At 55.1% G+C, this 23965-nt stretch carries 24 protein-coding genes; 11 read left to right on the forward strand and 13 right to left on the reverse strand.

Translation table 11 applies throughout. The annotated features are described in order from the left end of the window. Window positions 1–17 precede the first annotated feature (17 nt). Window positions 18–311, reverse strand: a complete 294-nt coding sequence (locus tag FN082_RS12280) for a YicS family protein (RefSeq protein WP_142464200.1) — start codon at window positions 309–311, stop codon at window positions 18–20. Between the two features lie 213 nt (window positions 312–524). Here FN082_RS12280 and FN082_RS12285 point away from each other — a divergent pair, with 213 nt between their 5' ends. Beyond that, window positions 525–1487, forward strand: coding sequence for an Rpn family recombination-promoting nuclease/putative transposase (locus FN082_RS12285; RefSeq protein ID WP_142981812.1), 963 nt, complete (start codon window positions 525–527; stop codon window positions 1485–1487). 3 nt (window positions 1488–1490) lie between these two features. Here FN082_RS12285 and FN082_RS12290 read toward each other — a convergent pair whose 3' ends face one another. From FN082_RS12290 to FN082_RS12330, 9 genes are all read right to left on the reverse strand, one after another. Further along, entirely contained in the window at window positions 1491–2393 is a 903-nt protein-coding gene (locus FN082_RS12290) for a carboxylate/amino acid/amine transporter (protein ID WP_180349548.1), read from the reverse strand. A gap of 160 nt (window positions 2394–2553) precedes the next feature. Continuing rightward, window positions 2554–2862, reverse strand: coding sequence for a CcdB family protein (locus tag FN082_RS12295; protein WP_139538430.1), 309 nt, complete (start codon window positions 2860–2862; stop codon window positions 2554–2556). Between the two features lie 2 nt (window positions 2863–2864). Next, a complete protein-coding gene (locus FN082_RS12300; RefSeq protein ID WP_139538429.1) occupies window positions 2865–3101 on the reverse strand; it encodes a type II toxin-antitoxin system CcdA family antitoxin in 237 nt (78 codons plus the stop codon). A gap of 104 nt (window positions 3102–3205) precedes the next feature. After that, on the reverse strand, window positions 3206–4639 hold the full coding sequence (murP, locus tag FN082_RS12305; RefSeq protein ID WP_139538428.1) for a PTS N-acetylmuramic acid transporter subunit IIBC: 1434 nt from the start codon (window positions 4637–4639) through the stop codon (window positions 3206–3208). 25 nt (window positions 4640–4664) lie between these two features. Further along, a complete protein-coding gene (murQ, locus tag FN082_RS12310; RefSeq protein ID WP_139538427.1) occupies window positions 4665–5567 on the reverse strand; it encodes an N-acetylmuramic acid 6-phosphate etherase in 903 nt (300 codons plus the stop codon). Window positions 5568–5728: 161 nt separating this feature from the next. After that, window positions 5729–6895, reverse strand: coding sequence for a multidrug effflux MFS transporter (locus FN082_RS12315; RefSeq protein ID WP_139538426.1), 1167 nt, complete (start codon window positions 6893–6895; stop codon window positions 5729–5731). 50 nt (window positions 6896–6945) lie between these two features. Then, window positions 6946–8310, reverse strand: coding sequence for an efflux transporter outer membrane subunit (locus FN082_RS12320; protein WP_139538425.1), 1365 nt, complete (start codon window positions 8308–8310; stop codon window positions 6946–6948). A gap of 3 nt (window positions 8311–8313) precedes the next feature. Next, window positions 8314–11421, reverse strand: coding sequence for a multidrug efflux RND transporter permease subunit EefB (gene eefB / locus FN082_RS12325; RefSeq protein ID WP_142464195.1), 3108 nt, complete (start codon window positions 11419–11421; stop codon window positions 8314–8316). After that, window positions 11421–12545: an efflux RND transporter periplasmic adaptor subunit gene (locus tag FN082_RS12330; RefSeq protein WP_142464194.1), complete on the reverse strand. Its 1125-nt coding sequence runs from the start codon at window positions 12543–12545 to the stop codon at window positions 11421–11423. The genes eefB and FN082_RS12330 overlap by 1 nt, the downstream gene beginning before the upstream one ends. Before the next feature lie 453 nt (window positions 12546–12998). On the opposite strand from FN082_RS12330, the gene FN082_RS12335 reads away from it, so the two are divergent. The 3 genes from FN082_RS12335 (at window position 12999) to FN082_RS12345 (ending at window position 15346) form a co-directional block, all read left to right on the forward strand. Beyond that, window positions 12999–13415: a GNAT family N-acetyltransferase gene (locus FN082_RS12335; protein WP_139538422.1), complete on the forward strand. Its 417-nt coding sequence runs from the start codon at window positions 12999–13001 to the stop codon at window positions 13413–13415. Window positions 13416–13651: 236 nt separating this feature from the next. Further along, window positions 13652–14461 carry a lipoprotein NlpA gene (gene nlpA, locus FN082_RS12340; RefSeq protein ID WP_112216101.1) on the forward strand — a complete coding sequence of 270 codons (810 nt, stop codon included), beginning with the start codon at window positions 13652–13654 and terminating at the stop codon, window positions 14459–14461. A 24-nt stretch (window positions 14462–14485) separates the two neighbouring features. Beyond that, a complete protein-coding gene (locus FN082_RS12345; protein ID WP_139538419.1) occupies window positions 14486–15346 on the forward strand; it encodes a DMT family transporter in 861 nt (286 codons plus the stop codon). Here FN082_RS12345 and FN082_RS12350 read toward each other — a convergent pair. Further along, window positions 15338–15892 (reverse strand): NUDIX domain-containing protein, encoded by a 555-nt coding sequence (locus tag FN082_RS12350; RefSeq protein ID WP_139538418.1) that lies wholly within the window; start codon window positions 15890–15892, stop codon window positions 15338–15340. The genes FN082_RS12345 and FN082_RS12350 overlap by 9 nt on opposite strands. Before the next feature lie 169 nt (window positions 15893–16061). Here FN082_RS12350 and FN082_RS12355 point away from each other — a divergent pair, with 169 nt between their 5' ends. Then, the gene (locus tag FN082_RS12355; protein ID WP_142981635.1) at window positions 16062–16841 is read left to right on the forward strand and encodes an MBL fold metallo-hydrolase; all 780 of its coding nucleotides are present in this window, start codon (window positions 16062–16064) and stop codon (window positions 16839–16841) included. A 14-nt stretch (window positions 16842–16855) separates the two neighbouring features. After that, window positions 16856–17809: a GlxA family transcriptional regulator gene (locus FN082_RS12360; RefSeq protein ID WP_142981636.1), complete on the forward strand. Its 954-nt coding sequence runs from the start codon at window positions 16856–16858 to the stop codon at window positions 17807–17809. Here FN082_RS12360 and FN082_RS12365 read toward each other — a convergent pair. Further along, window positions 17806–18855, reverse strand: coding sequence for an NAD(P)-dependent alcohol dehydrogenase (locus FN082_RS12365; RefSeq protein WP_142981637.1), 1050 nt, complete (start codon window positions 18853–18855; stop codon window positions 17806–17808). The genes FN082_RS12360 and FN082_RS12365 overlap by 4 nt on opposite strands. Before the next feature lie 646 nt (window positions 18856–19501). On the opposite strand from FN082_RS12365, the gene FN082_RS12370 reads away from it, so the two are divergent. The 4 genes from FN082_RS12370 (at window position 19502) to FN082_RS12385 (ending at window position 22954) form a co-directional block, all read left to right on the forward strand. Continuing rightward, a complete protein-coding gene (locus FN082_RS12370; RefSeq protein WP_142981638.1) occupies window positions 19502–20407 on the forward strand; it encodes a glycosyltransferase family 2 protein in 906 nt (301 codons plus the stop codon). After that, window positions 20395–21636, forward strand: coding sequence for an O-antigen ligase family protein (locus FN082_RS12375; protein ID WP_142981639.1), 1242 nt, complete (start codon window positions 20395–20397; stop codon window positions 21634–21636). Before FN082_RS12370 ends, FN082_RS12375 begins: the two co-directional genes overlap by 13 nt. A 287-nt stretch (window positions 21637–21923) precedes the next feature. Next, window positions 21924–22379, forward strand: coding sequence for a helix-turn-helix domain-containing protein (locus tag FN082_RS12380; RefSeq protein WP_142464184.1), 456 nt, complete (start codon window positions 21924–21926; stop codon window positions 22377–22379). Beyond that, complete coding sequence (locus FN082_RS12385) at window positions 22379–22954, forward strand: PIN domain-containing protein (RefSeq protein WP_142981640.1); 576 nt, start codon at window positions 22379–22381, stop codon at window positions 22952–22954. Before FN082_RS12380 ends, FN082_RS12385 begins: the two co-directional genes overlap by 1 nt. Before the next feature lie 385 nt (window positions 22955–23339). Here FN082_RS12385 and FN082_RS12390 read toward each other — a convergent pair whose 3' ends face one another. Continuing rightward, window positions 23340–23627 (reverse strand): SymE family type I addiction module toxin, encoded by a 288-nt coding sequence (locus FN082_RS12390; RefSeq protein ID WP_142981641.1) that lies wholly within the window; start codon window positions 23625–23627, stop codon window positions 23340–23342. Window positions 23628–23752: 125 nt separating this feature from the next. On the opposite strand from FN082_RS12390, the gene FN082_RS12395 reads away from it, so the two are divergent. Further along, entirely contained in the window at window positions 23753–23944 is a 192-nt protein-coding gene (locus FN082_RS12395) for a toxin-antitoxin system HicB family antitoxin (RefSeq protein ID WP_142464181.1), read from the forward strand. Window positions 23945–23965: the final 21 nt, after the last annotated feature.

The following is a 23965-nucleotide window of genomic DNA, read 5'->3' on the forward strand; positions in this document are numbered from 1 at the left end:
AGCTCCGGCGATCGCCGCTACGACGTTGGGCACTGAATGCTGCTAATCGCTTTCTGATAGGCGGCGCTGTTGTTTTTGTCCAGCGCCCGCGTCGCGCTTTGTACTGCGGTCTTATTCTCTGCTGATTCCAGCACGCGGTTGGCAAACTGCGTATCGTCCATACCGCTGCTGGCAGGACAATTTTTTCTCACATCCTTCACTATCTGCTGCTTTTGCTGTTCAAACTTCAGTCCGGATAGCGGTGCGGCTGTTGCCACACCAGGTAGCATCAGGCAGGCTGCCAGCGAAAGCGCAATACTCATTCTTTTCATCACGGATATCCTTATTTTTATTAAAGCGTTCCTCTAACTATAGACGTATTCCTGAGTGAGCCATTTTGCGTGCGGCTTTCCGCAAAAATGAAGTCGTTTCAACGAGCGAAATTTATCTTCCGTAGCGGCAAGCAAAGCGGATAAATCCCGGGTGCCCGCCGTCATTCGTGCGGGTACATTCTCGCCATTACGCTTCCAGGATGGCGAATCATGATGAAAAAAGAGACAACCTCAACACCGCATGATGCGGTTTTTAAACAGTTTTTATCTCACCCCGATTGCGCCAGGGACTTTATCGCGATACACCTGCCCGCTTCGCTGCGTCAGTTGTGCGATCTGCAAACGCTCAGGCTGGAGTCCGGTAGCTTTATTGAAGCCGATTTACGTGCCAGCTATTCCGACGTGCTGTGGTCCTTGAACACCAGCGATGGCGATGGCTATATCTACGTAGTGATTGAACATCAGAGCACACCGGATGCCCATATGGCGTTCAGGCTGATGCGCTATGCGTTAGCCGCCATGCAGCGCCATCTGGACGCTGGGCACAAAACGCTGCCGCTGGTGGTGCCGATGCTGTTCTATCACGGCGCTAAAAGCCCTTACCCCTTCTCGCTGTGCTGGCTGGATGAGTTTGCCGATGCAATTACCGCGCGTCAGCTCTATGCCGCCGCTTTCCCGCTGGTGGATATCACCGTGGTGCCGGATGACGAAATCATGCAGCACCGTCGCATAGCGCTGCTGGAACTGATCCAAAAGCATATCCGCCAGCGTGATTTACTTGGCCTGGTGGAAAAGTTAGCCGAGCTGTTGGTTAAAGGTTGCGCTAATGACAGCCAGATGAAAGCGCTGTTTAATTACATGCTGCAGTGTGGAGATGAGCCTCGTTTTACTGAATTTCTTCACGAGGCTGCACGACGCGTTCCTCAACATAAGGAGACACTGATGACCATTGCGGAAAGACTACGGCAGGAAGGGAGACAAGAGGGCAAGTTGGAGGGCAAGTTGGAGGGCAAGTTAGAAGGTAAACAAGAGGGTAAACAAGAAGAAGCGTTGCGTATTGCTCGTTCATGTCTGGCGCAGGGGTTTGAGCGCGAGCTGGTAAGGGCTGTTTGTCAGCTATCAGATGACGATATGAAGATGCTGCAAACTCAGGTCGCAGCATCTTCATCCAGATAATCGTCAGGCTGTTTTAACTCTACGCCGCGAATCCATGGCGATCAGCACCACCGACGAGAGAATCAACAGCGTGCCCAGCCAGTCCGGGAGGGTAAAGGTGATGCCGAGCAGCAGCAGAGAGAGCAGGGCGCTGCTCAGCGGCTCCGCGCAGCTGAGAATTCCCGCCTTTGCGCCGCCAATCTTCTGCGCGCCGTTCAGGTAGAGGCTGAAGGTCAGCGACGTACCGATAACCACCAGATAGAAAAATGCCAGCAGCAGGCTGCCGTTAACCACAAAATGGTTGCCCTGTCCGGCGTAGAACGGCAGCAACATGGCGCCGCCGAGCAGCATGCTCCAGCCGACGATCGGCAGCGTGCCGTAGCGGGCAATCAGCGTTGAAGGATAAGTGGTATAGAAGGCGGCAGCAAACGCCGAGGCGATACCCCAAAATAACGCGGCGGGGGAAATCGACAGCGTCGTCGGATTGCCATGGGTGACCAGCAGGAAAGTGCCCGCCAGCGAAGTGCCGATAGCCGCCAGCACCAGCGGACTGGGGCGCGTTTTTCGGGCGATAGCAAACCAGGCGACGATAATCGTCGGCGACAGGAACTGCAGTACCGTCGCGGTGGCAGCGTTGGATTTCTCGATAGTCATCAGGAAGGTGTACTGCACGGTGAGCGCGCCGAACAGCGAGAAGATCAGCAGGCTAATCGCATCTTTGCGGTTTTGCAGAACGCGAAATATTTTGTCGCCATGAACGAACGAGAGCATCAGAAGAATCAGACCCGCGAACAACAGGCGCGTCATGGTCAGAAACGGCGATGACATCTGACTTTGCTGCATAATATATTGCGCACAGACGCCGGAACTGCCCCACAGCACGGCGGCTATTAGTACGTTCAGCATCCCTTTTTTGCTGGAGCCCATCTTTCCCTCAAGTGAAATATCGCAAAAGCGGCATCATAACATGAGCGCGTCCGGGCGGCGGGGCAGGAAATGGTAGTTGGAGTATTTGGTATGCTGGTTCGCTGCCATCGCGGCGAAAGAACCCAAAGTTTGGCTATGCGCCGCGTAATCTTGAAGCGAGTTAGATCCCGTCGAAAAGAAAATCCATTGATGCTTTAACGACTTCACGCTGGTGATTCAGATTACAGACTTCTTCACCCAGAACACGATGCGGGATACTGGCGAGTTCGTGGGTCATCACGACGTACTCTTCCCCTTCTACGGTGACAACTGGTGTTAAACGATCGGCACGTGGACCTTTATAATTTATCAGTGGAAACAGTGGGATCACGACCCGAGTATTACGCTTACCGATAATGTCACTTTGTACATCAAGGAGGTAAGGATATGCAGCAATTCGACCTGTATTTTTATAAACGTAATACTGCATATTCAGAACGTCCTGTATTCGTCAGAAAGAAGTCCGTTTTCCTCTGTTAAATCATTTAGATAGTCGATTGCCTGGGCATTTTCTTTTTGCCAACGGGCTAATTCGAGGCTGTGAATTTCGCTTTTTAGGGCGTTAGTCAACGTTAGAGAAAGATTAATGCCGACCTCACGGGCCTGTTTGACCAGGACAGGGTCCAGCGTCACGCTGACGTTCTGTTTATTGCGTTTTGCGGTTGGCATGGGAATCTCCTGTGTAGTCTACACGTGTAGATTACACGTAAATAAATTAACCCGCCATTCGGCGGGTTAAAAAATGTTCAAGCTTTATGTATAAGACGTGCGTCTTAGCTCAAATCAACGTTTTTACTGCCAAACAGCCAGGTGAGGGCAAATCCGCAAAGATAAGAGACCGCCAGCCCGGCGGCATATACCGCCATTCCGGCGTAGATACCGCTGCCGGAGGTCATTAGCGGCAGCGCCACCAGCCCGGAGGGGCCAAACACCGTATTCAGGCCGACCGGAAGCCCCATCCAGGCGATCAGCCCGAGGAAGAAACCGCCGCAGGCACCGCCGAGGCAGGCGGTAATAAACGGCTTCATGCGCGGCAGCGTCACGCCATAAATCAGCGGTTCGCCGATACCGAGGAAGCCGGGAATAATCGCCCCTTTAATCTGAGTACGCAGCAGAGAGCCGTGCTTCGCCCGCCAGAACAGCGCCAGCGCTGCGCCCACCTGCCCGGCTCCGGCCATCGCCAGAATCGGGAACAGCGAGTTAAACCCTTGCGCATCCACCAGCGCGAAGTAGACCGGCACAAAGCCCTGATGTACGCCGAACATCACCGCCAGCAGGAACAGACCGGCCAGCACCGCAGAGCCGAACGGGTTGCCGTTGAGATGCAGGAATAGCCACGACATTCCGGTAAACAGCCAGCCGCCTATAGGCATAATCACGATAAAGGTGACTGCACCCATAATCAGCAGCGTTACGGCTGAGGTGAGGATCATATCGAGGTTTGCGGGCATCACCCGGCGCACTTGTTTTTCCACCCATGCGCCAATAATTGAGGCGATCAGCACGCCGATAATATTGCCGCGCGGGTCGATACCGTGGCCGAAGAAAGTTGAGATCCCGGAGTAGAAACCGCTGGTCGCCTCCGGGTTGTAGCCGAGAACAAACAGCGCAGCGATGATGGCTCCGTTGACTCCGGAACCGCCGAACGCTTTCTGCGCGTTATAGCCAATCAGGATGCTCAGAAAAGTAAACATTCCCTTGCTGAACACCTTCATATAGCCGATCAGCGCCACCACCGTGGCGTTCGGATGGGCGTTTTCCAGCACAAATATCTGCTCCGCCAGGGTCGCAAACCCCAGCAGCAGGCCGACGGCGATAAAACCGGGGATCAGCGGGGTGAAAATGGTGGCGAATTTGGCGAGGAATTTTTGAATGCTGCTGGTTTGCTTGCTCTTTAGCGCCTGTTTTTTCTCGGCGGCGACATCGGCCAGCGATGGCGCATCCGCCGGGGCGTCTTCCAGTAACGCGTTCATCATTTCCGCTGCGGTTTGCGCCTTGCCGGGGCCAAGCACCACCTGGAACTGCTCATCGCTGACAATAACCCCCATCACGCCTTCAATCTGGCGGATGGCGGCGCTATCGGCCTGTGATTCATCGTGCAAGGTCAGGCGCAGCCGGGTCATACAGTTGCCCGCCTGCGCGACGTTTCCAGCCCCGCCAACATGGTGAAGGATCCGCGCTATCATCTCTTTATTTATTTTTGCCATTGCAGATTACCTTGTTAGTCAGCGGTCAGGAGTGGCTCAACGCCTTGCGGATATAGCCATTATTTTTTGCCAGCAGCGCCTGGGCTTCTGTGGCGCTTAAATCAGCCAGCACCATCACAATCGCCGTTTTGCAGTGGCGACCGCAGGCATCCAGCGCGTTTTGCGCCGTCGCGCGGTCACATTCGGTGGCCTCCATGACGATAGAAACCTGGCGCTCAATAAGCTTGGCGTTGGTCGCTTCAACGTCCACCATCAGGTTGCTGTAGACCTTGCCGATGCGGATCATTGCCCCGGTGGAAATCATGTTCAGTACCAGCTTCTGCGCGGTACCGGCCTTCAGACGGCTTGAACCGGTGACAACTTCTGGGCCGACCACCGGCGTAATGGCAACATCCGCCAGTTGAGCCATTTCGCCGTGCGGGTTGCAGCTAACGATAGCGACAAAAGCGCTCTGGCTGCGGGCATATTCCATCGCGCCAATCACGTACGGCGTGCGCCCGCTGGCGGCCAGGCCGACCAGTACATCGCTGCTGCTAAAGTTAAGGTTCTGCAGATCCATCGCGCCTTGCGCTTTGTTATCTTCGACGTTCTCCACGGCGCTCAGAATCGCTTTATGGCCGCCAGCGATAATACCGACAACCTGCTCCGGACGAGTGCCGAAGGTTGGCGGACATTCGCTGGCATCAAGGATCCCCAGACGACCGGAGGTCCCCGCTCCGATATAAATCAGCCGTCCTCCCGCCTGCAGCGCTGCCGCGACCTTATCCACGACCTGGGCAATCTGCGCCAGATAAGGGGTGATAGCATGAGCCACCTGCAGGTCTTCCTGGTTAATCACCGTCAGCATCTCTTCGGTGGAGAGGGTGTCAATATTCGCGCTGTTGGCGTTGCGGCGCTCGGTCAGCAGTTTGCTCAGGTCGATACTCATAAGAACCTCATTATTCTCAGTGGCAGGCAGTATAAGGAATTAATTATTCCTTTCATGTGAAGGCTATCACGATTGATGTTGAATGAATAATAAGAGATTTCAGTCGTAGCGGGAAATATGGTGGTAATAAAAGTGGAATTTTTTATTACCACCAGGAGAGTTTACTCAATAGTGCGCGGTTTTTTCAGGCCAATCAGCAGGGCGGCCAGATAGCAAAGGGTCATCGCGAGGCTCATTTTCAACATCGTTTCGCCGCCGAGGCCAGCCAGCGGTGCGGCGATACCGCCGAACACAAACATCAGCGTGCCCATCAACGCTGATGCAGTACCGGACTGGCGGGCGTTAATGGCATTCATCGCTTCCGCCCCGGCGACGGTGCTGATGCCGCTCATCATCGAGACGGTAAAGAACAGTCCGACCAGCGCCAGCGTCGGCAGCTGTAGCCAGGCAAACAGCAGAGTGACTGCCGCAAAGGCCACCGCCATCAGTTGACCGCCGCGCAGCAGACCTTCAGCGCTGAAGCGGCGCGCCAGGCGGGAAAAGATCAACGCCGCAATAATCAGTCCGATGCCGTTAAGGCCAAACAGCAGGCTGAACTGCATCGCGCTCATGGCGTATTCGCTCTGAATCACAAACGAGGAGGAGCCGATATAAGAGAACAGCCCGGCCATCATAAAGGCCTGAATCAGGCAGTAGCGCATAAAGCGGCGGTTTTTCAGCACCGGGATATCGTCCTGCTGCTGCGTAACCGAGTTTGCGCTTTTTGCTGGTAGCGTTTCGTGTAGCACCGTCAGGCTGAGCAGTAGCAGGACAGCGCCGATCGCCGCCATCGCCCAGAACAAGATGCGCCAGTCAAAAGCGGTAATGATCCAGCCGCCGAGCACCGGCGAAAGTACCGGCGCGATACCGTTAACGGTCATCAGCAGGGCGAAGAACTGGGTCAGCAGGGTGCCCTGATAGCGGTCGCGGGCGATGGAGCGCGACAGTACCGAGCCGCCTGCTCCGGAGAAGCCTTGCAGAAAGCGCCAGGCGATCAGAAGGTGAATGTCGTCGGTTATCGCACACATCACCGAGGAGAAGATAAACAGCAACAGGGAGAGCGCCAGCGGCTTTTTTCGGCCAATCCGGTCGCTTAGCGGGCCAAAAAACAGCTGTCCAAGGCCGAGGCCTATCAGCGCTGCGGTCAGCGATAGCTGGGTCTGCGTGCCGGTGGCGTTTAGCTGCTGGGTGATTTCCGGCAGCGCGGGCAGATAGAAGTCGGTACACAGCGGCCCAATGGCGCTGAGTAAACCGAGAACCACTACCCAGGAGAGGGAAATTCGGGACATACAAACAGGCTCCTTGTCATGAGACCGGGCGTTGCCGCCCGGTAAAAGCGTTAACTGGCGCCGCCTCCCAGCGACTGCCAGAGAGTAACGCGGTTTTCCAGGTCCGTTTGCTGGAGGGAGATAAGCGTGGCCTGTGCCGACCACAGCGTTCGCTGGGCGGTCAGCACTGACAGGTAATCTCCGACCCCGGCCTGATAGCTCTTCATCGCAATATCCAGCGATTTCTGTTCCGCTGCGACGTATTTATTCTGCGCATCCAGCTGCTCACTAAGCGTTTCCCGACGCGCCAGTGCGTCGGCGACATCCTTGAAGGCGCTTTGAATCGTCTTCTCATAGGTGGCAATGAGCCCCTTTTTCTCCGCTTCAGCATAGCGCAACTGCGCCAGGTTGCTGCCGCCGGTAAACAGCGGCAGGCTGATGGACGGCGCGAATGACCATACCTGCATGCCGTGGCTGAACAGCGAAGAGAGCGAGTCGCTGCCGACCCCGGCGCTGGCGGTCAGCGAGATGGACGGGAAGAAGTTGGCCCGCGCCGCGCCGATATCGGCGTTAGCGCTTTTCAGATTATGCTCTGCTTCCTGGATATCCGGACGACGCAGCAGGACTGATGAAGAGACGCCCGCCGGAACCAGGGTGATACTGCGATCGCCGAGGCTTTCCAGGGTGCCGGGCAGCAGGCTATCTGGTACGGTTTCCCCGGCCAGCAGGTTGAGCGCATTTTTATCCTGCGCCACCAGCGTGCGGTAGCTGGCGACGCTGGCGCGCGCCTGCTGGTAAACGCTTTCGGCATCGCTCAGGTCGCTTGCCGAGGCGGTACCGACCTCCATCTGGCGAGTGACAATTTTGCGCGAGTTCTCCGCGCTGGCCATGGTGTCCTGAGCCAGCGCCAGGTTGCTGTTATCCGCCGCGAGGGTGACCCAGGCGGTGGTCAGGTCAGCAATCATCGTCAGGCGTGTATTCTGGGCGGTGAATTCGCTGGCAAGCCAGGTCTCCCGCGCCGCGCGCGTCAGGCTTTGATTCTTACCAAACAGATCCAGCTCGAAGCTGGAGACCGCGCCATCGGCTTCCGATGACGACGTGAGGCCGCTGGCGACCGTTTTGCTACGGGTGTGGCTTAGCTCGGCGTCGAGAGTCGGAAACAGTGCGGCGCGCGTTTCGCCAAGCTGGGCGCGCGCGGCTTCGATATCGGCCAGCGCTTTCTGTACGTCGCGGTTACTGGTCAGCGCGATGCTCACCACTTTTTTAAGGCGGGCGTCATTCACTACCTGCTGCCAGTCGCTGACCACCGCGGTGGCCTCGCCGTGGCTGCCCGGCAAAGTGGCCGGGACAGGCGCGGCCGGGCGTTCATAGTTCGGGTCGAGAGACACACAGCCCGCCGTCAGGAGCGCGACAAAAACCAAGGTAAAACGAAACATAACTTACTCCTGAGAAGAACGGTGACGGGTGAAGAAGCGTTTCACCAGCACAAAGAACAGCGGCACGAAGAACACCGCCAGCAGCGTCGCCGTCAGGGTCCCGCCGATAATCCCGGTACCGATCGCAACGCGGCTGTTGGCCCCTGCTCCGGTGGCGATGGCCAGCGGCAGAACCCCGGCGATAAACGCCAGCGAAGTCATCACAATGGGTCGCAGTCGGGTTTGCGCAGCGCGCATCGCGGCTCGCGATAGCGAATACCCCTCTTCCACCGCCGATTCGGCGAATTCTACGATCAGAATGGCGTTCTTCGACGACAGGCCGATGGTGGTCAGCAGCGCCACCTGGAAGTAGACATCGTTGTTCAGACCGCGCATCCATGCCGCCAGCGCCGCGCCGAGCAGGCCAAGCGGGATAACCATGATGACCGAGAACGGAACCGACCAGCTCTCATACAGCGCCGCAAGGCACAGGAAGACCACCAGAATTGAGATGGCGTAGAGGCTCATCGCCTGGCCGCTGGCGAGTTTTTCCTGCAGCGACATGCCGCTCCATGCCCAGGTGGTACCTGCGGGCAGGTTATTGGCTAAGGCTTCCATCTTGTCCATTGCCGCGCCGGAGCTAAAACCACTGGCGTTCTCCCCCTGAATTTCAAAGGCGGCGGAGCCGTTGTAGCGCACCAGGCTTTCCGGGCCGTATTCCCAACGGGTGGTGGCAAAGGCTGAGAATGGCGTCATGCTATCGTCGCTGCCGCGCACGAACCATTTACCGAGGTCGGACGGCACGGCACGGGCATCGCTTTCGCCCTGGATATAAACCTTCTTCACGCGACCGCGATCGATAAAGTCGTTAACGTAGGTACCGCCCCAGGCGCTGGAGAGGGTATCAGTGACATCGCTTAAGGACAGCCCAAGCGACACGGCTTTATTGTTATCGATATCCACCTGCAGCTGCGGCATCTGCGGAAGATCGTTGGCGCGCACCGATTGCAGTTCAGAACTTTGATTCGCCGCCGCCAGCAGCTGGCTGCGCATTTTCATCAGGCTATCGCGATCGGTGCTGCCGCTGGCCATCAGTTCGAAGGTGAAACCATTACTCTGTCCCAGACCATCCACCGACGGCGGGGTCATGGCGAACAGGGTGGCATCGCGAATGCTGCCGAGCTCTTTGGTGGCGCGCAGGGCGATAGCCTGAGCGGTATTGGCTTCGCCTTTACGTTCGGACCAGTTTTTCAGCGACACGAAGGCCATCCCGGCGTTCTGCCCGCTACCGCTAAAGCTAAAGCCGTCAACGGTAAAAATCACATCGGTATTGGCTTTCTCTTTGGTGAGGAACCAGTCGGTGACCTGACGGCGGACTTCGGCGGTGCGCACCGCCGTTGCCCCGGCAGGCAGCGTGTACTGGACCATGATTTCGCCCTGATCCTCGGTCGGCAGGAAGCTGCCCGGTAGTTTCCACATCGCCAGCGCCATGCCGCCGCAAATCAGGATAAAAGCGCCCATCATGACTGCTGAGCGGCGCAGGCCGCTGACAACCCGATGCTGATAGCCCTGCTCGGTGCGTCCCCACAGGCGGTTAAAACCACCGAAGAAGCCCTTGGTGTGCGGTTTAGAATGGCTAAGCAGCGCGCCGCACAGCGCCGGGGTTAAGGTTAGCGCGACCACGACTGAGAGCATCATCGCCGAGATAATGGTCACCGAGAACTGGCGATAGATAACTCCGGTAGAGCCGCCGAAGAAGGCCATCGGCAGGAATACTGCCGAGAGCACCAGCGCGATAGCGATCAGCGCGCCGGAGATTTCGCCCATCGATTTTTCAGTGGCTTCGCGGGCGGGCAGCCCTTCGTCGCGCATAATACGCTCGACGTTTTCCACCACCACGATGGCATCATCCACCAGCAAGCCTATCGCTAGCACCATCGCAAACAGCGTCAGGGTGTTAATGGAATAGCCGAACAGCGCCAGCACGCCGAAGGTGCCCAGCAGCACGACCGGAACCGCCACCGCTGGGATCAGCGTGGCGCGGAAGTTTTGCAGAAACAGATACATGACGCAGACCACGAGGATGATGGCCTCGAAAAGCGTCTGAATCACGTCCTCAACCGAGATTTTGATGAACTCGGTGCTGTCTTTCGGGTAGGCGATATCGTAACCCTGCGGCATCTGACGCTGGAATTCGGCAATCTTACTTTTCACCAGCGTCGCAGTATTCAGGGCGTTAGCGCCCGGTGCCATCATGACGGCGATCCCGGCGGCCGGGTGGCCGTTAAGGTTGGCGGAAGCGGTATAATCTTCGCTGCCCATCTCGACGCGAGCGACATCGCTCAGGCGTACCACTGAACCGTCGGTCTTGCTTTTGACGATAATCTCTTTGAACTGGGCGACGGTTTGCAGCCGCGACTGTGCACGTACGGTCGCGGTCAGTTGCTGATTGCCAGAGGCGGGTAGTGCGCCGATTTTACCGGCGGAAACCTGAACGTTTTGCGCTTCAATAGCAGATTGCACATCGGAAGGCATCAGCGAATAGGAGGCCAGTTTTGTCGGGTCCATCCAGATACGCATGGCGTATTCTGCGCCAAATACCTGCAGGCTGCCGACGCCTTCAATACGCGCCAGCGGATCCTGCATGTTGCTCACCAGCCAGTCGGAGATATCGGAGCTGGTGGCTTTATTGTTTTTATCGTACACCGCGAGGATCAGCAGGAAGCTGCTCTGCGATTTTTCTACCGTCACGCCGGACTGCTGAACTTCGCTCGGCAGGCGTGATTCCGCCTGTTGCACTTTGTTCTGCACCTGAACCTGCGCGGTATCCGGGTCGGTACCCTGCTCAAACGTCACGGTGATGCTGACCGAGCCATCGGAGCTGCTGGTGGAGGTAAAATAAAGCAGGTTATCCAGCCCGGTAAGCTGCTGTTCGATAACCTGGGTGACGCTGTTTTCCAGGGTTTCCGCAGAGGCCCCGGTATAGGTGGCGGAGATTTTTACCGCCGGCGGCGCGACGTCAGGATACTGGGCGACCGGCAGAGTGCGGATTGCCAGAATCCCGGCGAGCATAATCAGAATGGCGATAACCCAGGCAAAGACCGGGCGTCGCACGAAGAAGCGGGAGAACATCAGGCGTTGCCTCCGTCATTTTTGACGTCGACGGCTTTCACCTGCTGGCCCGGCGCGACTTTGCTGGTGCCTTCAACAATCAGCTTATCGCCGCTCTTCAGTCCGTTGACGATCAGCCATTTATCGCCGTAGGTTTCACCGGTTTCCACGCTGCGCTGCTCAACCTTGCTGTTAGCATCAACCACCAGTGCGGTCGCATCGCCTTTGGCATCGCGGGTAATACCCTGCTGCGGGGCGAGGATCGCATCGTTCATGATGCCTTCATCAATGCGGGCGCGAACGAACATTCCCGGTAGCAGTACGTGCTGCGGATTGGGAAAGACCGCGCGTAGCGTGACCGAGCCGGTAGATTCATCCACCGCGACTTCGGTCAGCGCCAGGCGGCCTTTTTCGCTGTAGGTGCTGCCGTCTTCAAGGGTCAACGTGACGTTAAGGGTATCGCTGTTGCTCGCCAGGCTTTGCTTACGCAGGCGCAGCAGATCGACGCTGGATCGGGTGAGATCGACGTACATGGTGTCCAGGCCGCGGATCGTCGCCAGCGCGGTATCCTGATCGGCGGAAACCAGCGCCCCCGGCGTCACGGAGGAGATCCCGATGCGTCCGGCAATTGGTGCAGTAACGGTAGTCCAGTTCAGGTTGATACGTGCGCTCTCCAGCGCCGCTTTTTTCGACTCGACGCTGGCTTTATCCTGATTACAGGTCGCTATTGCGTCATCGGCGTCCTGACGGGAGACGCCGTTATCTTTGACCAGCACCGCGTAGCGCTGGGCTTTTTGACAGTCGGCGGTCACCAGCGCCTGGGCCTGTTTCAGCGATGCTGCGGCTTCGTTAAACGTCGCTCGATAGCTTGACGGGTCGATTTGGTACAGCGCCTGTCCGGCTTTGACCATATCGCCTTCGGTAAACAGGCGTTTTTGTACGATCCCGCCGACCTGCGGGCGCACTTCGGCGCTTAGCGAGGCGGTGGTGCGGCCCGTCAGGCTGCTCACCACTGGAACGGGCTGGCCTTGCAGGGTGACGACGCCGACTTCCGGGGTCATCTGCTGCGGGGAGGCATTTTGCGCATTATCGCACCCGCTAAGGAGAAATAATGCTGCTGCGATGGGGGCTATGGTGTATTTCATTATATTTTCTCAGGATGAACGACGTCCGCCCCGCAAATTTACTGGCGGGGTGATGGGCCGGGCGATGATGCATCTCCGGGCAAGCACAAATAACAAAATGGGAAATCAATATTCCTGTTTGCAGTAAATAACTCTGCGAGTACCGCTATTGATTAAGCGGTTTTTTCGAGAGTTCCCCGGACGGCGATGACGGTATCAGACGGCGGTTACAGACTCCGACCCGAGCGATTATGCCTGTCACAGGGGCATGGCTCATGGGGTTCTCCATGTTTTATGACGATGAGAATGATCGTTCTCATTTTTTCCCATTATACGTCTGTGCCGAATGATGGGAAGGTTTTTTACACAAAATTTAGTGAGTGAAATTTAGTCAGGAAATAATGGAGAAAAAAAGGATATTTTGTGAAAGTAGAGTGGTGAATGGTCTGTGAAAATAAAAGATGGAGATAATCAATGGCATTAATAATAACAGATAACATTAATCCCGCCGATCAAGAAGAGCTGCTGGCGGGGCTGCGGGAATACAATTTGCGCTTTCTGGACTCGGCGCAGTTTGGTGAGCTGGGGGTTTATTCACGCGATGATGCTGGGGCGATGCGCGGGGGGCTTATAGCCAAACGCAAGGGCAGCTGGCTGTGTATTGAATATCTGTGGGTCAGCGAAGCCTCGCGCGGCAGCGGGTTGGGCAGTGGGCTGATGCAGGAAGCGGAAAACCAGGCGCGGGAGCGCGGATGCAGCCATATGCTGGTAGATACGTTCAGCTTTCAGGCGCTGCCTTTTTACCAGAAGCTGGGTTATCAGCTGCAGATGTCACTGCCGGATTTCCCGCACGTCGGTATGGAGCGCCATTATTTATCGAAGGTCTTGTAAGTCTGGCTTCAGGAGACCATCCCGGAGGCGGCGCTGTGCGCCTGTCCGGGCTACTCGATCGCAGACGGTTATAAACCTGTAGCCCGGGCAGGCGCATCGCGCCGCCCCCGGGAGAAAGGGGGAAGATGATTTTATTTCCAGTTGCCGTTTTTGCGTTTAAAACCTCACCCCAAAGTCGTTATAGTTTCAGTCGAAAAAATAATAACGATTCTCTATGGACTGACGGGGTAATAACAATGAAATTGCGTTTACGGACAGCCGCCGCCGTGGTGCTGGCGGGCCTGCTGCTGGCGGGCTGCGACCAGAAGGGCGGCGATGCCAAACACATTAAAGTTGGCGTCATTAACGGCGCTGAACAGGATGTCGCAGAAGTGGCGAAGAAAGTGGCCAAAGAGAAGTATGGCCTCGATGTCGAGCTGGTGGGCTTTAGCGGCTCGTTGCTGCCCAACGAATCCACCAACGCCGGGGATCTGGATGCTAACGTCTTCCAGCACCGCCCGTTCCTCGAACAGGATAACAAAGCCCACAATTATCACCTGGTGGCGGTTGGCAATACTTTTGTTTTCCCGATGGCGGGCTACTCGCGAAAAATTAAATCCGTCGCCGAGCTGAAAGACGGCGCGACCATCGCCATTCCGAACGACCCGACCAACCTGGGCCGCGCGCTGCTTCTGCTCCAGCAAGAGAAGCTGATTACCCTCAAAGCGGGCACCGGCCTGCTGCCGACGGCGGTTGATATCACCGACAACCCGCATAACCTGAAAATCATGGAGCTGGAAGGGGCGCAGCTACCGCGCGTCATCGACGACCCAAAAGTCGACGTGGCGATCATCAGCACCACCTATCTGCAGCAAACTGGACTTTCACCGGTACGTGACGGCATCTTTATCGAAGACAAAAACTCGCCGTATGTGAACATTATCGTGACCCGCGAAGACAACAAAGACGCGGAAAACGTGAAAGAGTTTATGCAGTCCTACCAGTCGCCGGAAGTGGCGAAGGCGGCAGAGACTATCTTCAACGGCGGTGCGGTTCCCGGCTGGTAATTATTGACACAAGGAGATGTGGCGATGACCCGGCAACGCCAGGCTGATTTGCTGCTCATAGCCGCGACGGTTATTGCCGCCTGCGGATGGATTTTTTCCCGTGAAGCGATTGCCGGCATGCCGGTTTTCGCCTTCCTCGGCCTGCGCTTTTTCTTCGCCGCGCTGCTGCTGCTGCCGTTCTGTCGCGGCTTACACGTCGACAAGCAGCACTGGCCGCGCATGATTATCAGCGGCCTGTGGTTTGCGCTAAACCTGTGCCTGTGGATCTACTCGGTATCAACGACCCCGTCGCTGGGCGAAGGGGCGTTTATTATGAGCCTGTCGATGCTGTTCGTGCCGCTTACCGCCTGGGTGATGATGAAGGCGCGTCCGGCGCGGGCCTACTGGGAGTGCCTGCCGATTGCGGTTATCGGTCTCGGATTGCTCAGCCTGCATATGCCGATTGAGTTCCACCCCAGCCAGGGCTGGTTCCTGCTGACCGCGCTGGTGCAGTCCATCTGGTTTTGCTACACCAGCAAAAGCGCCCGCGAGGTGCCGCTGATCCCGCTGACTACCGTGCAGCTAGGCATCACCGGGATTGTCGGGTTGGGGATTTCCGCCGCCGTCGAGACCTGGGATCAGCCGTTTACTCTGCCGACCTTCGGCTGGCTGCTTGCCAGTATCGTCATTGCGACCAGCCTGCGCTTCGGCCTGCAAATGAAGGGGCAGAAGTACGCAGCGGTCGCCAGTGCGGCAATTATCATGGTGCTTGAGCCGCTGCTGACGGTGATTGCCGCCGCGCTGTGGTATGGCGAACAGCTGCCGCTGCAGAAGATTATCGGCGGCGTGCTGATCCTCGTCGCCCAGCTGTGGTTCCGCTGGCGGATGCTAAAACCGCTACGCTAAACCGGTGCGCCGCTGCGCCATCAGATGCAGCAGCGGCACCAGCGATAGCCCGTCCGGCATCTCGCCGCGGGCGATCAGCTGGCCAATCTCTTCGAGAGTAAACCAGCCGGTTTCCATCACCTCATCCTGATTTTCATCCATCCCTACATAGCTTAAATCGCGGGCGAGCCAGGTGATAAACAGCTGGTCGCTGCTGCCGTAAGAGGGGTTATAGCGGATGATTTCTTCGGCGTTCTGCGCCTGCCAGCCGGTCTCCTCCCGCAGTTCACGCAGGGCCGCCTCGCGAGGGTCTTCCCCTTCATCAACGCCGCCCGAAGGAACGGCCCATACGACCTGGTCTATCAGGTAGCGGTAGTGGCGAATCAGCAGCACTTTGTCATCCTGCATCGCCACAATCCCCACAGCGGGTCGCGGGTAGTGGATGGAGTAAAAATCCCGCCGATCGCCGGGGGCCATATCAATACCGACCTTGCGCATGCTGAACCACGGGGTGTCCGCCATCACCTCGGCGTCGTGCATATCGGCGGCGGTTAACTTTTTCTTCATCGTAGCCACTCTTCCTGAAAATTGAGCGTTCAGCACACCATAGCCGGGAGCGGATGGCAACCACTGCAGATTGGCCCAATTACATCGATCATTGCCCAAACGCCCATATTGCGCCAGGCTTAGGGCACGTACGATGTTCGCCAGATGACCGCAAAGAGGAATGAACATCATGAAAATTACCCACATTCGTAATGCCACGCAGATTATTGAATATGCTGGAAAAAAATTTCTTATTGACCCCATGCTGGCGGATAAAGGCGCCTGGGCAGGATTCGCCGGAACCGCGCGCAGCGAGTTGCGTAACCCGCTGGTGGCGCTGCCTTTTTCCATCGACGACATTGTGGATGTTGATGCCGTTATCGTCACCCACACCCATGAAGATCACTGGGACGAGGCGGCGATCGCCGCGATCCCCAAAACGCTGCCGGTTTACGTTCAGCATGAAGCCGATGGCCAGGTACTGCGTGGGCAGGGTTTTCGTGATATTCGTCTGCTCTCTGAGGACAGCGCGTTTGCCGGTGTTGCCCTGGTGAAAACCACTTCCGGCCAGCACGGCAGCGACCGCACTTATGCGGTTGCGGCGATGGCCGAACGCCTGGGCGAAGCCTGCGGCGTGGTGCTGCGCCATCCGCAGGAGAAAACCCTGTGGCTGGTGGGTGATACCATCTGGCGCGATGAAGTAGAAGCCGATATGGTCAGATTGCAGCCGGACGTGGTGGTGCTGAATGCCGGATATGCTCACGTCGTCGGCTTTGGACCGATCATTATGGGTAAAGAAGATGTGCTGAAGGCGCATTTCACTCTGCCGGAAGCCAAAATTGTCGCAAGTCATATGGAAGCGGTAAACCACTGCCTGCTGAGCCGCGATGAGCTGCGCCAGTACGTGGCCGATAATCAGATTGCCGATGTGGTCAGCATCCCGCAGGATGGGGAAACGTTGGTCTTTTAATGCCGGAGCGGGCGATGAAACTCACGGAAGTGGCGATTGTGGCGGTGGACGGGTTTAGCCCGTTTCACTACTCGGTGCCCTGTATGCTGTTTGGCGATACGGTCTCGGAAACCAAACGCTTTAACCTGCATATTTGCGCCGAACGACCGGGGCTATTAACCGCGCGCGACGGCTTTGCGCTGAATGCCAGCGGCGACTTCGCGACCCTTGAACAGGCGGATATTGTGGTGGTGCCTTACTGGGGCGCGGTGAACCAACGACCTATGCAGTCGCTGCTCGATAGCCTCGTGCGGGCGCGTAATAACGGTGCGGAAATCGTCGGCCTGTGCCTCGGGGCATTTGTGCTGGGCTACGCCGGGCTGTTAGACGGTAAACGCGCGGCAACTCATTGGGAGTTCGAACAGGATTTTCAGCGCCTGTTTCCGCAGGTGCAGCTGGATATCAATGCGCTGTACGTCGATGACCAGCGCATTATTACCTCGGCGGGCACCGCGGTGGCGCTTGACTGCTGCCTGTATATCATCCGCCAGCGTTTCGGCAGCCTTGTCGCCAATCAGATTGCCAGGCGGATGATTGTCCCGCTGCACCGTGAAGGCGGGCAGGCGCAGTTTATCGCCCAGCCGGTACCGGAAAACACCCGTGATGCACGGATTAACGGCCTGCTTGAGTATCTCCAGCAGCATATCCGCGAACCACATAATCTTGATTCGCTGGCGCAGGTGGCGGCAATGAGCCGCCGCACCCTGACCCGCCATTTCGCCAAAGCGACCGGTATGAGTCTTGCCGACTGGCTTTCCGCCGAACGCCTGCGACGCAGCCAGCTTCTGCTGGAAGCCGGGGATTTACCGATTGAACAGGTGGCTGGGGAAGTGGGCTATCTCTCCGCCGTGACTTATCGCCAGCAGTTTAAATCGCGCTTTGGCGTCAGTCCGGCGGAGTGGCGGCGTACCTTTCGCCGTGGCGCTTAGCCGCCGAGAGTAGCGCTGTCGATAACGAAGCGGTATTTCACGTCGCCTTTGACCATTCTCTCCCAGGCTTCGTTAATCTGATCGCCGCGAATTAGCTCAATATCGGCGACGATACCGTGCTCGGCGCAAAAATCGAGCATCTCCTGGGTTTCAGGAATGCCGCCGATCATCGATCCGGCAATCGACCGGCGGCGGAAGATCAGGTTAAACACTTCCGACGACGGATGCGGCGTGGCTGGCGCGCCCACTAAGGTTAGCGTGCCGTCGCGTTTGAGCAGCGTGGTAAAGGCATCGAGATTGTGCGGTGCCGCCACGGTGTTGAGAATAAAGTCGAAGCTTTTCACGTGCGCCGCCATCTCGTCCTCGTTGCGCGACACTACGACCTCATCCGCACCCAGCTCTCGCGCCGCGTCACGCTTGGATTCTGAGGTGGTGAATGCCACCACGTGGGCGCCCATGGCGTGGGCCAACTTGATCCCCATATGTCCCAGCCCACCGATCCCGACAACGCCCACTTTTTTGCCCGGTCCGACGTTCCAGTGGCGCAGCGGCGAGTAAGTGGTGATACCCGCGCACAGCAGCGATGCGACGGCGGCCAGCTGCTCTTTAGGATGGCGCACGCGCAGCACGTAGCGCTGATGGACGACGATTTGCTGGGAATAGCCCCCGAGGGTGTGGCCGGGGGCATCCTGCGTTGGGCCGTTGTAGGTGAGCACCATGTGATCGCAGTAGTTTTCCAGACCGTCCTGACACTCCTCGCACGCTTTACAGCTATCGACCATACAGCCGACGCCCACCAGATCGCCCACGATAAAGCCTGCGACCTGGTTGCCTACTGCGGTCACCCGGCCAACGATTTCATGGCCCGGCACGCAGGGGTAGAGCGTTCCGGCCCATTCGGATCGCGCCTGGTGTAAATCGGAGTGGCAGACGCCGCAATAATCAATGGCGATCTGCACATCGTCCGGCCCAGGTTCGCGGCGGGTGATGGCCATAGCGCGCAGCGGCTGGCTGGCGGAGTTCGTACCAATAGCGTTGATCTGCATAGCAAAACCTCTTCTACATAATGGAGTTGAACAATAGGGAGGGGGAGAACGTTTTTTGCGCGGTAGCGTTAAGCGTAGCCTGGTTGACGCGGGATGGGAGGGGGAAAGCTCAAAGGGTTAAAGAGGAAACCGCAGGTGAAGGCGGAATTCGCGAGTTATTAATATAGTACGGACGGTTTTTTAAACGCGACGGACCCGTAATAAGTAACTAATTGTGTCTTTTAGCAAAGCGTTTTATGAGTGGTAAAAAGAAATAATTATCATTCTGATATATAAGAAAATACGCAAGATCTGTTGATCTGAAGGTGCTGCGAGCCTGTTTTATTGCACAGTAATCTCAGCATTATGAGTTTATATCGATATTAAAACACGCTCTTTTATGGTGTTAGTTATAGCGTATATTGATTGTTCTTTATTTATTAATTCATGGTGCGAATGAATTTTCTTATTATGTTGTTGTATATTTTTGTTTTTATCTTTTGTTGTTAATGAATGAAGTTCTTTTGGCCTTCTCTTTACGCTTTGTTACTCCTTTTAGCTCTGAATCATAGGTAGTAGGAATAGAATTGCCCGCTTATTTCTAAGCTATATTTCGCCGCTTCCCTCACAAAATCATAAAACAGGCTATTCGACGGGAGTTCCCCCTATGCCCTTTTTGAGCATTATTATTACAGCGCATAATTGTGAGCTAACGCTTGCTGAGACGCTGGAAAGTGTGAAAAAGGCCATTGATTTTGAAAAGGATGTTGAAGTCATTGTGCTTAATGACAGCTCTTGTGACAAGACGCAGCAGATTATTGAGCGTTACGCCGGGACATTTTCTTGGATTCGACTAAAAGAAGTTCAACTGAACAATGTCGGCAAGGTCAGAAACCTTGCGGTACAGATGGCCCGCGGTGAATATATCACCATGGTGGACGATGACGATCTGCTCAAGCCGCGAAGCTTGCGCGATGCGGTGATGTTTCTTAAACAGCAGAGGCCTGATTTGCTGCTGACGCACCTGATTGAAACCCGTAACTTTAGCGTCATCAATAACGACTGGGCCGGTTTTTCGCCGATTAAGCTGCCACAGCACGAGGCTATTCGCCGCTTTCTGATCCATAAAGATTTCCAGGCGCATTTAATCGGTCAGTTTATTCGCAAGGATATTTATCTCTGCGCGCCGATTCCTGCCATGACCTGCTATGAGGATTTTGCCGTTTTTCCCTCTTTTCTGGTACGGTCGCAGAATATCTGGTTCCAGAAAGAGGGGCATTATCACTACATTAAACGCGAAAATAGTCTCTCCAGCGTGCTGGATAAAACTAAAGTCCGCCATCTGATTAGCTGTACAAAAAAGATGGAGAAGGTATTTCCCTCTTCATTTCAATGGCTGGTTTGCTGTCACTGGCTGGATATTTATCTGAAACATGCCCGGTTCCTGACCAACGAGCAAACCCGCATTGTTGAAGAGAAAATAAAAACGTCGTTCTCTCCGGGATTCTTTATGTCTGGCGATGTTCGATTAAGTTATAAGAAAAAGGCAATTCAGGCATTATGGAAAATATAAGTCGCAATACCTACGCGTTAACGATAATACTGGCAGCGATATCGCTATTATTCCTGTTGCTGGACTCTGCCCAGCAGCGTGTATTTTTTTATCTGGCGATATATGCCAGCGTGCTGGGACTATTTCTTGAGCGGAAAAATCTCGGAAATATACGCCTGAAGGTCGCCCTTCTACCGCTGATCGTTGGGGCAATGGAGATGCTGTGGTTTCTCTTTTACGAGGTGAAGCACGGTCATATCAACCACTATAACGATCACTTTCTCGGTGGTAAAAAGCTGCTGCTCGGCAGCATCCTGGTGCTGTATCTGGATAGCTTTAAACATCATCTTCACCGCAACGCCCTAAGGAAAATTTTCCTTATCGTTACGGGTATTAGCCTGCTGCTGGCAACCGTATATGGCTTTATCCAGGAGTGGCAGGGTATTTCACGGGTTGAGATGGCGATTAATCGGCCTACGGTTGCCGCCTATATCTATTCAACGCTGTCATTGGCATTTATCTATGCGTTATTTCAACTGCGCAAAAGACAGGCTTATATGCTGGCTGTTGCGGTGATGCTTATCTCGTACCTGAATATTATCTTCACCGGTACGCGAGCGGCGATGGGGCTGTATCCGGTGCTAATCTTCCTGCTCACGCTGTTTAATTTCAAAAAGATTCAGCTCAAGCCGATGCTGGGCGTGGCGGTGGTGGTTCTCTGTATTGTGGGCATCAACTTCAACGCTCATATCAAACCGAAAATTATCCAGACGGTGCATGAAATCTCGACTTACCAGACCGGTAATGATGATACGTCACTGGGCGCGCGCTTCTCGATGTGGACGGTAGGTATTTATAACGGCGTTCATAAACCGTTGGGGCAGTCGATGGAGAGCCGTGAACGTTTGAGCGCCGATTATGTGCAGGATCATCCGGAGAATAAAACCGCGATGATGTACATTAACGTCCATCTGCATAACGAGATAATCGATACCTTTTCGCTACAGGGCGTGATTGGGCTGGCGCTGATTTTGGGGTTTTATATCGGCGGCGCGTTGCTTGCCGTGCGGCGTAATAATCTGCTGCTGCTTTTTATTATGCTGTCGATGTTCGCTTATGGCTTAACGGACGTATTGTTGATCAGCGCTGAATTTGTCGCTTTCTTTATTATCCTGGTGGCGTTCAGCACCGTTATCACAGAGGACAATACTGCCCCAGCCTGCGTGGGGCGGTCGGGGAAGCGTGTCTGAAGTCGATCTGAGAGGACAATTGGCGTCAGGTAGTTCAGTTGCTTTCCACCGCCGGGCGGGCAATGGTGATAACAGTTATATTCGAAACGTGAAAATCAGCAGGCGCGATAGGAGGTGCTGCTGATTTGTCGATCAATCAATGTAAGGGATATATGCAGCACTGACGAGGGGATGGGAGCCCAGGACTGTGAGCTGGTTTTTATAAGGCTATTTTCGTTTATTTCGAATATTGAATATTTCGAATATTTCGAATATGCTCACCAGCATGACTCAAAGGAGGCAATTACATGACCACACTTACTAATCTCAACCTTCCCGATCGCCAGGAAAGCGAACTTGCGCAGCGCGGACAGCGCGAACTTGCGGCATATCTTTCAACCCGGCTAGAAACGCAGCGTATTGCCATTGTTGGCGAGGATGACAAGCCCCATACAATTGAGTTACCAACAAGCGCGCTGACTTTGCTGATGGATATTCTGGGAGAACTGGCTAGCGGGAATGCGGTACAGATCGTTCCCGTACATGCGGAACTCACTACCCAAGAGGCGGCAAATATACTTAATGTTTCCCGCCCGCACATGGTTAAGCTGCTTGAAGCGAGGAAGCTCCCATTTCATAAAACGGGGCGTCATCGCAGAGTGTTGTTTGCCGATCTTATGGAGTATAAGAAACGCAGGGAACAGGAGAGCCTGGACGCGATGCAATCGTTGGCCGATCAGGCGCAGGACTTAGGGATGTATTAATGCGACATTCACCTTATCCGGTGATTTTAGATGCCTGTGTGTTATATCCGGCGCGACTCAGGGACTTGCTGATGCACTTGGGTATTGCCGGGCTGTATCAACCAAAATGGAGTCGCTGTATTCAGGATGAATGGCGCAGAAACTTGATCGCTAATCGGCCGGAAATTCTGCCAGAGGCGCTTCAAAATACGGTCAACATGATGAATTCCGCTTTACCTGACGCCAATGTGACAGGGTATAAGGGATTGATTAACGATCTGGATCTGCCAGACCCCAACGACAGGCATGTTCTTGCAGCAGCGATAAGAGCGAAAGCTGAAATTATCGTAACGCTTAACCATAAGGACTTCCCGCCAGAAGTACTGCGTCCGTTTGAAATAGAAACGCTTCACCCTGATGCGTTCATTTCCGATCTTTTCGATCTCAATCATGCTTTGACGCTTGAGGCCGTCAGGCGGCAGCGTCAGTCCCTAAAACGTCCACCTATGACGGTCGATGAGTTTCTTGAAATGCTGCTAAAGCAGGGGCTACCGATGACAGTAAAGGAATTAGCCCCTTATCAGTACGCCATTTAAATATCTAAAAGTTTGAGTTGATCGGGATAACCGAACAACTCAACTGTCAGGTGAGTTTTAAACTAGTTTCGCCGGATTGCGGCGCGAGCGCCTTGTCCGGCCTACGAGTCGTAATCATTTTAAATAGTAGTGCCATACTGTAGGCATGATAAATGTAGCGCTATCAGCCGGGTTTCAGCCGTTCGCCAAGAAACCTTTGGTCTGGTATTCCTGAAGCGTCTGAGCTGACTATTGATGGAACTGGATATCGTGTGGCGAGCGATCTCTCTGGAATCTGGGTATTTTTCTTCCTGACGAACTATCCGGAATTCCCGGATAGTTGAGTTTTGACCAGGTGCAGCTTCAGGAAAAAACAGGTTAGTGCTTGTTAATGTCTTGCACTGAATCAGGCAAGTTCAAGTGTGCTGTTTACGCTTTTAAAGGATTGATGAATTTGCAGTAATTCCGCTCTAAGCATCTCTTCCTTATCGCTCTGCGGCAGCAGAACAATGCAACCATCCATTACCTTAACCGTGAAGTGCTTTCCGGTATCGAACCCGGCTGCGCGTAACCACTTGCCGGAAAGGGTGAGACTTGGTGTACTGGTATCCCGACCTTGCGGGCGATATCCCACAATCAGGTGACGCTCGGTTCCGGAAACGGCAATGTCTGGGGTAGAATGCGAATCAGCCATAATCAACTCCTTGATAGTTGGTGTGGTTAGACGCTCTGGTGTGTTCGAGCACACCAGAGTGTTGTTAGTACAAGAGGCTTTTAGGTGGCCTCTTATATGTTGAGCTTAAATGGATAGGTGGCCTCATGTCAATCATATCGCGCGAAAAAAAACCAAAGGGCGGCGGTCAGTCACCGCAGTTCAAAATGCGCATTGATCCGGCATTAAAGGAACAGCTTGATGCTGTGGCTGCAGAAGAAGGGGTGAGTCTCGCAAGCTGGCTTAAAGAGTTGGCAAGAAGCGCGCTAAAAGCTAAAGGAATTGAACCGAAGGGCTGATTTTCTGGATAAGTTCAGATG

Source organism: Klebsiella spallanzanii, from assembly GCF_902158555.1.
GTDB lineage: Bacteria > Pseudomonadota > Gammaproteobacteria > Enterobacterales > Enterobacteriaceae > Klebsiella > Klebsiella spallanzanii.

Excerpts from the sequence above, each read along its gene's own strand:
- FN082_RS12355 (WP_142981635.1), top strand. The coding sequence starts at position 16,062 with ATGAAAATTACCCACATTCGTAATGCCACGCAGATTATTGAATATGCT.
- FN082_RS12290 (WP_180349548.1), bottom strand. The coding sequence starts at position 2,393 with ATGGGCTCCAGCAAAAAAGGGATGCTGAACGTACTAATAGCCGCCGTG.
- nlpA (WP_112216101.1), top strand. The coding sequence starts at position 13,652 with ATGAAATTGCGTTTACGGACAGCCGCCGCCGTGGTGCTGGCGGGCCTG.
- FN082_RS12380 (WP_142464184.1), top strand. The coding sequence starts at position 21,924 with ATGACCACACTTACTAATCTCAACCTTCCCGATCGCCAGGAAAGCGAA.
- FN082_RS12345 (WP_139538419.1), top strand. The coding sequence starts at position 14,486 with ATGACCCGGCAACGCCAGGCTGATTTGCTGCTCATAGCCGCGACGGTT.
- FN082_RS12370 (WP_142981638.1), top strand. The coding sequence starts at position 19,502 with ATGCCCTTTTTGAGCATTATTATTACAGCGCATAATTGTGAGCTAACG.
- FN082_RS12285 (WP_142981812.1), top strand. The coding sequence starts at position 525 with ATGAAAAAAGAGACAACCTCAACACCGCATGATGCGGTTTTTAAACAG.
- FN082_RS12330 (WP_142464194.1), bottom strand. The coding sequence starts at position 12,545 with ATGAAATACACCATAGCCCCCATCGCAGCAGCATTATTTCTCCTTAGC.
- FN082_RS12315 (WP_139538426.1), bottom strand. The coding sequence starts at position 6,895 with ATGTCCCGAATTTCCCTCTCCTGGGTAGTGGTTCTCGGTTTACTCAGC.
- FN082_RS12295 (WP_139538430.1), bottom strand. The coding sequence starts at position 2,862 with ATGCAGTATTACGTTTATAAAAATACAGGTCGAATTGCTGCATATCCT.
- FN082_RS12350 (WP_139538418.1), bottom strand. The coding sequence starts at position 15,892 with ATGAAGAAAAAGTTAACCGCCGCCGATATGCACGACGCCGAGGTGATG.
- FN082_RS12360 (WP_142981636.1), top strand. The coding sequence starts at position 16,856 with ATGAAACTCACGGAAGTGGCGATTGTGGCGGTGGACGGGTTTAGCCCG.
- FN082_RS12300 (WP_139538429.1), bottom strand. The coding sequence starts at position 3,101 with ATGCCAACCGCAAAACGCAATAAACAGAACGTCAGCGTGACGCTGGAC.
- murP (WP_139538428.1), bottom strand. The coding sequence starts at position 4,639 with ATGGCAAAAATAAATAAAGAGATGATAGCGCGGATCCTTCACCATGTT.
- FN082_RS12335 (WP_139538422.1), top strand. The coding sequence starts at position 12,999 with ATGGCATTAATAATAACAGATAACATTAATCCCGCCGATCAAGAAGAG.
- eefB (WP_142464195.1), bottom strand. The coding sequence starts at position 11,421 with ATGTTCTCCCGCTTCTTCGTGCGACGCCCGGTCTTTGCCTGGGTTATC.
- murQ (WP_139538427.1), bottom strand. The coding sequence starts at position 5,567 with ATGAGTATCGACCTGAGCAAACTGCTGACCGAGCGCCGCAACGCCAAC.
- FN082_RS12375 (WP_142981639.1), top strand. The coding sequence starts at position 20,395 with ATGGAAAATATAAGTCGCAATACCTACGCGTTAACGATAATACTGGCA.
- FN082_RS12385 (WP_142981640.1), top strand. The coding sequence starts at position 22,379 with ATGCGACATTCACCTTATCCGGTGATTTTAGATGCCTGTGTGTTATAT.
- FN082_RS12365 (WP_142981637.1), bottom strand. The coding sequence starts at position 18,855 with ATGCAGATCAACGCTATTGGTACGAACTCCGCCAGCCAGCCGCTGCGC.
- FN082_RS12395 (WP_142464181.1), top strand. The coding sequence starts at position 23,753 with ATGTCAATCATATCGCGCGAAAAAAAACCAAAGGGCGGCGGTCAGTCA.
- FN082_RS12320 (WP_139538425.1), bottom strand. The coding sequence starts at position 8,310 with ATGTTTCGTTTTACCTTGGTTTTTGTCGCGCTCCTGACGGCGGGCTGT.
- FN082_RS12280 (WP_142464200.1), bottom strand. The coding sequence starts at position 311 with ATGAAAAGAATGAGTATTGCGCTTTCGCTGGCAGCCTGCCTGATGCTA.
- FN082_RS12390 (WP_142981641.1), bottom strand. The coding sequence starts at position 23,627 with ATGGCTGATTCGCATTCTACCCCAGACATTGCCGTTTCCGGAACCGAG.